Consider the following 6,886-nt stretch of genomic DNA (forward strand, 5'->3'; position numbering starts at 1 on the left):
TCCCCCAGTCCCCTGCGGAAGGAACGGCACCCGGTGGTGAGCGACCATCAGAATCTCCTCGCCGAACAGCGGCGCGCCCTCATTCTGGACGAGGTCAGGCGACGCGGCGGTGTCCGGGTCAACGAACTGACGCGGCGGCTCAACGTCTCGGACATGACCGTCCGCCGGGACCTGGACGCACTGGCCCGGCAGGGCGTGGTGGAGAAGGTGCACGGCGGCGCGGTGCCGGTGGTCGAGGCCAGCACGCACGAGCCCGGATTCGAGGCCAAGTCCGCCTTGGAAGCGGGCGCGAAGGACGAGATCGCCCTGGCGGCGGCGCGGATGGTGACGCCGGGCGCGGCGATCGCCCTGTCGGGGGGCACGACCACGTTCGCCCTGGCCCGGCAGTTGCTGGAGGTGCCGGATCTGACCGTGGTGACCAACTCGGTCCGGGTCGCCGACGTCTTCCACACCGCGCACCGGCCCGGCTCGGCGGCCGAGGCGCGTGCCGGTGCGGCGACGGTGGTCCTGACCGGCGGGGTGCGCACCCCGTCGGACGCGCTGGTGGGCCCGGTCGCCGACCAGGCGATCCGCTCGCTCCACTTCGACATGCTGTTCCTCGGTGTGCACGGCATCTCCCTGGAGGCGGGCCTGTCGACGCCGAACCTGGCGGAGGCGGAGACCAACCGGCTGCTGATGCGCTCGGCCCGCCGGGTGGTGGTGGTCGCCGACCACACCAAGTGGGGGACGCTGGGGCTCAGTTCCTTCGCGCGGCTCGACGAGGTGCACACGCTGGTGACGGACCGGGGCCTGTCGGCGCGGACGCGGGCGGAGATGGCGGAGCATCTGCCGGGTCTGGTGGTGGCGGGCGAGGAGACGTGACAGGGGCGTCCGGACGCGGGATCGTGAACGGCGTGAACGCAGAGAGTTCGCGGTGAGCGCCTTCCGGATCGAGCGCGTCACCGCCCTTCCCGCGCCCGAGGCGTGGCGGCGCCTGACCGACTGGCCGGCCCACGGCGCCCGCGTGCCACTGACCCGTACGCACGTACTGACCCCCGGTCCCCCCGGCGTGGGCACCCGGTTCGTGGCACGGACGGGCATCGGCAGGCTCGCCTTCGACGACCCGATGGAGGTCGTGCGCTGGGAGCCGCCGACCGGGCCCGGAGCGCGGGACCGGCCCGGCGTGTGCGCCCTGGAGAAGCGCGGCCGCCTGGTGCTGGGCCGGGCGCGGATCGAGGTGTATGCCCTGCCCTCGGGCGGCTCCCGTGCGGTGTGGACGGAGGAGCTGCGGGTACGGGCGGTGCCGCGTGCCCTGGATCCCGTGCTGGCCCTGGCGGGGCGGCGGATGTTCGGCCGCGTCCTCGACGGACTGCTGGACGGCTGAGACCGGCCGCCGGGCGGCCGGGAAGGACTCCTGGGCATCTGACGGACCGCCAGCTATGGTGTGCGGACTTCTGCCCTGCCCCCTGGGAGGTACGGTCCATGGCGCGCCGACTCAGGCTCGTGGAAACAGACTTCGCCGCCTTGGCGCCGCTGCGCCTGGTCTTCACGGCCGAGCTGGCGGCCCCGCCGAACGCCGTCTACCGCTCGCTGGCCGAGGAGGTCGGGAGCTGGCCTTCCTGGTTCACGGCGGTCGTCTCCGCGACCCCGACCGGCGGCGGCACGGGCCGTACGGTCCGGTTGCGCGGCGGGGTGCGGTTCCAGGAGACGATCATGGCCGCCGACCCGGACCGGCGCTACGCCTACCGGGTCGACGAGACCAACGCGCCGGCCGTGCGCGCCATGGTGGAGGAGTGGTCCCTCTCCCCCGCCGGGCCCGGCACGCGGGTCCGCTGGACGATGGCCGTGGACGGCCCCGCCCCCTGTCTGCTGGCGATGCGGCTGGCCCGGCCCGGCGTGGGCAAGGCCTTCCGCGACGCCATGCGCCGGCTGGACCTGCGGCTCACTCCGGCCAGGCACCCGTCGCGAGGAAGCGGTCGATAGCCGCCGCGTAGGGCGCGATGTCCAGCCCCTGCCTGGCCAGCCAGGCGTCGGAGTAGTACTTGTCGAGGTAGCGGTCGCCCGGGTCGCAGAGCAGCGTGACGACGCTGCCCGTACGGCCCTGTCCGACCATCTCGGCGACGATCTTGAACGCGCTCCACAGCCCGGTGCCGGTGGAGCCGCCCGCCTTGCGGCCGATCGCGGCCTCCAGGGCGCGGACGGCGGCGATGCTGGCGGCGTCCGGGACCTTCATCATCCGGTCGATCGCGCCGGGGACGAAGCTGGGCTCCATACGGGGCCGGCCGATGCCCTCGATACGGGAGCCGCAGTCGGCCGTCGCCAGGGGGTCGTCGTGGGTCCAGCCGTCGAAGAAACAGGAGTTCTCCGGGTCGGCGACGCAGATCCTGGTGTCGTGCTGCAGGTAGTGCACGTAGCGGGCGATGGTGGCGGAGGTGCCGCCGGTGCCCGCGGTGGCGACGATCCAGGCGGGCTCGGGGTACCGCTCCAGCCGGAGCTGCTGGTAGATCGACTCGGCGATGTTGTTGTTGCCGCGCCAGTCGGTGGCCCGCTCGGCGTAGGTGAACTGGTCCATGTAGTGCCCGCCGGTCCGCTCGGCGAGGGCGGCCGACTCCTCGTAGATCTTGCGCGAGTCGTCGACGAAGTGGCACTGGCCGCCGTGGAATTCGATCAGACGGCACTTCTCGGGGCTGGTCGTGCGGGGCATCACGGCGATGAACGGCACACCGATCAGCTTGGCGAAGTACGCCTCCGAGACGGCCGTCGAGCCGCTGGACGCCTCGATGACGGGCTTGCCGGGGCGGATCCAGCCGTTGCACAGGCCGTAGAGGAAGAGCGAGCGGGCAAGGCGGTGCTTGAGGCTGCCGGTCGGGTGGGTCGACTCGTCCTTGAGGTAGAGGTCGATGCCCCACTCCTCGGGCAGGGGGAAGCGCAGGAGGTGGGTGTCGGCCGAGCGGTTGGCGTCGGCCTGGACCTTGCGGACGGCCTCCTTGAGCCAGGCGCGGTACTCCGCGTCGCTGCGGTCGACGTCGATCGTGGCCGAGGCGCGCACGCCGGCGCTCTCGTCGGCGCTCGCGGTGACCTGGCCTTCGGCCGTCGGCGCCCCCGCCCCGGCGTCCGACGCGGTGCTCGGCGCCGCGTCTCTCGCGGTGTTCTCGTTCTCCGTGGTGCTCATGCGCCCTTGTCCCTCTCGTTGGCCCCAGACGTTGCCCCACTGTCGACGATAGCCCCCTCACCTGCGCAAACCTTCGCTTTGGGGTTCCATAGGATTCGCTTGCGCAAGGGCCCCTGGTGCGGCCGCCGTCCGCCCGGCACACTGGTGGGGACAACCGGAGCGAAGGGGGCGGAATGGGCGAGACGACGGAGCCCGAGTTCACGGCCACGGGTGTACGCATCGAGCGGTGGCCCCGGTCGCTGACCCGGGCGGGCGAGGTCCGCATCGAGGACGGCAGGCTGTCGCTGCTGACCAGCTACGGCAGCGAGATCGACAGCGCGCCGGTGAGCGCCGTCCGGGCCGGGCGGCCCTGGTTCGCGAAGCCGGACGAGACGGTGGCGAAGGTGAACGGGACCCGCTACCGCCTGACCATGGACGGACCGCGGGAACACGCCTCGGGGTCCGGTCGCTTCCTCGCGGCCTTGAAGCGGGCGTCCCGAACGCGCTGACCCCGCACCCGCCACCACCGGGGCACCGCGCCCCGGGCACCGCGCCGGGCGGGCGCGGGTCGCCGCGAGTTGCGGAGCCGTCACACCTGGTTCACGCTGGGAGATACCTCACAGAGGGTTTACCGGCGGTGACGCTGTGAACCAGCCCGCCGCCGCCGTGCACAGCGCAGTGAAGATCCGACCCTTCGTCTTCTTCCGGACCTACTTCGGGGAGTCGCAGCCGTGATCAGCGAGCCAAGAAGGCACTGCACGGTGGAGCTCCAGGCCCTGCCGTCGCGGATCGGTCAGGTCCGCAGAATCGTTTCAGCGCATCTGCGCTATTGGCATCTCGACGCCTTGATCGACCATGCGGCGCTCGGCGTGACCGAGCTGCTGACCAACGTCCACCGGCACGCCCAGCCGGACAAGACCTGCACCGTCGAGATCGAGCTGATGCTCGAACGCCTCACGGTCTCGGTCCATGACAACGACCCGCGGATACCGGACTTCGGCGGCACGCCGGGCTCGCGGAACGCCATGACCGCCGACCAGTTCGCCACCTCGGGTCGCGGCCTGGCCATCATCGAGGCGGTGAGCGAGAGCTGGGGCATCCGCCCGCACGGCGAGCGCGGGAAGGTCGTGTGGTTCACCCTCCCGGCGCCAGCCCCCGCCGTGGCGCTGCCCTCCCGCCTCCACTCGGTCTACGGCGCGACCACCGACGGCCCCTTCGCCGGGCTCGGCTGCCTGGGCGCCGCGGCGGGCACGAGCCTGGACGGCATCCCGTTCGGCACGCCGACGGAACCCCTGCCCACGCCGGTGGCCGCCCGCTCGGCCCTCACAGGCTGACCTCCGGCCGCGCCGCCGCCTCCCGGCCCCCGCGGCTCGTGGGGACCGGGAGGCGGCGTTTCGGCAGGTCAGTCGGTACGCCCCCGGGAGGTGGCGTTTCGGCAGGTCAGTCGGTACGTCCCCGGGAGGTGGCGTTTCGGCAGGTCAGTCGGTACGTCCCCGGGAGGCCGCGGCGCGGCCGAACTGTTCCTCCAGGACGGTCAGCCGGCGCCAGTACTCGTCCTCGTCGATCTCACCGGCCGCGAAGCGGTGGCCGAGGAGCGCGATCGGGGACCCCTCGCCGGGGATGGCATGCGCCCGCCGACCGCGGGGACCGCGCCACCCGGCGCGGCGCAGCACGGCGACCACGGTGACGATCACCGCCGCCCAGACCAGGGGGAAGAACAGGACCCAGGGACCGGGGCCCTCGTAGGCGAGCGTGTTCATGGCCGTTCAGCTCCTCGTGCGTCCGTCGTACGGGTAAACAGGTCGAGCGTCGCGCGGGAAGGGGGCCCGGGGCGTCGTACCGCCGGCGGCATCGTCCGTACGCCCCCGGGAGTAGCGGGCGCCGCCCCCCTCCCTTCTGTACCTACTGGTATGTACACTCCTGCCATGAGTACGTCCGCCATGAATACGTCCGCCATGAATACGTCCGAGCGCTTGATCGAGGCCACCCGCGCACTCCTGTGGGAGCGCGGTTACGTCGGCACCAGCCCCAAGGCGATCCAACAGGCCGCTGGGGCCGGGCAAGGCAGCATGTACCACCACTTCGCGGGGAAGCCCGACCTGGCGCTGGCCGCGATCCGGCGGACCGCCGAGGAGTTGCGGGAGCAGGCGGAGGCCGTGCTGGGCGGAGACGGGCCGGCGTACGCGCGCCTGGAGGCCTACCTCCTGCGCGAGCGCGACGTGTTGCGGGGCTGCCCGGTCGGCCGGCTGACCATGGACCCGGACGTCATGTCCGACGAGGTCCTGCGCGCCCCGGTCGACGAGACCCTGGACTGGCTGCGCGCCCGGCTGGCCGGGATCGTGCGCGAGGGCCTGGAGAAGGGCGAGTTGGCGGGACCCGCGGATCCGGCCGCGCTGGCGGCGACCATCGTCGCCACCGTGCAGGGCGGATACGTACTGGCCCGGGCGTCGGGCTCCCCCGCGACCTTCGACACGGCCGTGCGCGGCCTGCTCACCCTGCTCATGCCCCGTACCGCCTGACGCCGCCGTCACCCCTCCGCGTCGTCGGTCGCAGCCACGGTCACGGCCGCCGCACAGTCACAGCCGCCTCGCAGTCACAGTCGCAGTCGAAGTCGAAGTCGCGTTCGCTTGAGAAAACCGGAGGCCGTGCGATGCACGCCATGCAGTACGAGATCACCCTGCCCGCCGACTACGACATGGGGATCATCCACGAGCGGGTGGCCACGAAGGGACCCCTCCTGGACGACTTCCGCGGGCTCGGGATCAAGGCGTTTCTGGTGCGGGAGCGGGAGGACGGGTCGCCGGTGAACCAGTACGCGCCGTTCTATCTCTGGACCAGCCCCGAGGGCATGAACTCCTTTCTGTGGGGCCCGGGTTTCCAGGGCATCGTGAACGACTTCGGCCGGCCGGTGGTGCAGCACTGGACGGGCCTCGCGTACACGGAGGGGCCGGCGTCCACGGCGGCGCCCCGGATCGCCACGCGCCGCAAGATTCCGGTACCGGCCCACACGCCACCGGCCCAGGCCGTCGCGGAGGCGCTCGCCCGGCACGCCCGCGAAGCGGAGGCCGCCGGCGCCGTGGCGAGCGCGCTGGCCGTGGACCCGCGCCACTGGGAGCTGTTGCACCTCACGCTGTGGGCCGCCGACAGCCCCGAGGTGCCCACCGACGCGGACGTCGACCGCTTCCGGGTCCTCCATCTCTCGGCTCCCGAGCGGGGCCTCCTCGGCGGCCCGCTCGGGGGGTGACGCGGGCGCTCCTCGCCGCTCCCCCGCCGTCATGTTTACGTAAGCGCACACCGCTTCCCGGACCCGCCCAGGACAGCCCGGCGGCGGCCACGGCGACGACCCCCGCACCGGCGACACCCACCGAGGGGCCGACGCTGCGCCGGCACGACCGGGGACCCGAGGTCGCCGAACTGCAGGGCCGACTCGGCCGGTTGGGCCGGTGGCCCTTTCCGCAACGGGATCACTTCAACCGCCATCTGCACGACGCGGTGCAGCGCTTCCAGGCGGACCACGGCATCGTCGACGACGCCCCCGGGGTCTACGGTCCGGCCACGCGCCGGCAGCTGGAAGCCATGACCTCGTGACGGCGACGGGCCGCGCGGGCCCGGTTCGGTCGTCGGGCGGGCCGGGTTACGTTCCGAACGCGCCCTAGGGGGTGTCTTGTCGATCAGGGCGGATCGACAAGACACCCCCAAGGCGACCCGGACGAGGGGGCGGTAAGCGCATCCGCGGACCACGCCGTAGCCCGTCAG

Annotated in this window: 10 protein-coding genes; 8 read left to right on the top strand and 2 right to left on the bottom strand. The window is 72.7% G+C overall.

Going from position 1 to position 6,886, the window contains the following annotated elements; translation table 11 throughout:
- Positions 1-36 precede the first annotated feature (36 nt).
- The 3 genes from ACFZBD_RS09065 to ACFZBD_RS09075 all read left to right on the top strand — a co-directional run bounded on the left by ACFZBD_RS09065 (position 37) and on the right by ACFZBD_RS09075 (position 1,962).
- Positions 37-861, top strand: a complete 825-nt coding sequence (locus ACFZBD_RS09065; RefSeq protein WP_391137959.1) for a DeoR family transcriptional regulator — start codon at positions 37-39, stop codon at positions 859-861.
- A 52-nt stretch (positions 862-913) separates the two neighbouring features.
- Positions 914-1,363 (top strand): SRPBCC family protein, encoded by a 450-nt coding sequence (locus tag ACFZBD_RS09070; RefSeq protein WP_391137962.1) that lies wholly within the window; start codon positions 914-916, stop codon positions 1,361-1,363.
- 98 nt (positions 1,364-1,461) lie between these two features.
- Entirely contained in the window at positions 1,462-1,962 is a 501-nt protein-coding gene (locus ACFZBD_RS09075; RefSeq protein ID WP_391137965.1) for an SRPBCC family protein, read from the top strand.
- On the opposite strand, the gene ACFZBD_RS09080 is transcribed toward ACFZBD_RS09075, so the two are convergent.
- On the bottom strand, positions 1,922-3,151 hold the full coding sequence (locus ACFZBD_RS09080) for a pyridoxal-phosphate dependent enzyme (RefSeq protein WP_391137968.1): 1,230 nt from the start codon (positions 3,149-3,151) through the stop codon (positions 1,922-1,924). The genes ACFZBD_RS09075 and ACFZBD_RS09080 overlap by 41 nt on opposite strands.
- A 173-nt stretch (positions 3,152-3,324) precedes the next feature.
- Here ACFZBD_RS09080 and ACFZBD_RS09085 point away from each other — a divergent pair, with 173 nt between their 5' ends.
- Both ACFZBD_RS09085 and ACFZBD_RS09090 read left to right on the top strand, forming a co-directional pair.
- Positions 3,325-3,639, top strand: a complete 315-nt coding sequence (locus tag ACFZBD_RS09085; protein ID WP_391137971.1) for a hypothetical protein — start codon at positions 3,325-3,327, stop codon at positions 3,637-3,639.
- A 222-nt stretch (positions 3,640-3,861) separates the two neighbouring features.
- A complete protein-coding gene (locus tag ACFZBD_RS09090; RefSeq protein ID WP_391137974.1) occupies positions 3,862-4,464 on the top strand; it encodes an ATP-binding protein in 603 nt (200 codons plus the stop codon).
- 144 nt (positions 4,465-4,608) lie between these two features.
- Here the strand turns inward: ACFZBD_RS09090 and ACFZBD_RS09095 are convergent, their stop codons facing one another.
- Positions 4,609-4,890, bottom strand: a complete 282-nt coding sequence (locus tag ACFZBD_RS09095; protein ID WP_391137977.1) for an SHOCT domain-containing protein — start codon at positions 4,888-4,890, stop codon at positions 4,609-4,611.
- Between the two features lie 195 nt (positions 4,891-5,085).
- Here ACFZBD_RS09095 and ACFZBD_RS09100 point away from each other — a divergent pair, with 195 nt between their 5' ends.
- The 3 genes from ACFZBD_RS09100 (at position 5,086) to ACFZBD_RS09110 (ending at position 6,718) form a co-directional block, all read left to right on the top strand.
- Positions 5,086-5,649 (top strand): TetR family transcriptional regulator C-terminal domain-containing protein, encoded by a 564-nt coding sequence (locus ACFZBD_RS09100; protein WP_391138551.1) that lies wholly within the window; start codon positions 5,086-5,088, stop codon positions 5,647-5,649.
- Positions 5,650-5,780: 131 nt separating this feature from the next.
- On the top strand, positions 5,781-6,374 hold the full coding sequence (locus tag ACFZBD_RS09105; RefSeq protein ID WP_391137980.1) for a DUF4865 family protein: 594 nt from the start codon (positions 5,781-5,783) through the stop codon (positions 6,372-6,374).
- The gene (locus ACFZBD_RS09110) at positions 6,371-6,718 is read left to right on the top strand and encodes a peptidoglycan-binding protein (RefSeq protein ID WP_391137983.1); all 348 of its coding nucleotides are present in this window, start codon (positions 6,371-6,373) and stop codon (positions 6,716-6,718) included. Before ACFZBD_RS09105 ends, ACFZBD_RS09110 begins: the two co-directional genes overlap by 4 nt.
- Positions 6,719-6,886: the final 168 nt, after the last annotated feature.

Source organism: Streptomyces sp. NPDC008121, assembly GCF_042957155.1.
In the GTDB taxonomy this organism is placed as follows: domain Bacteria; phylum Actinomycetota; class Actinomycetes; order Streptomycetales; family Streptomycetaceae; genus Streptomyces.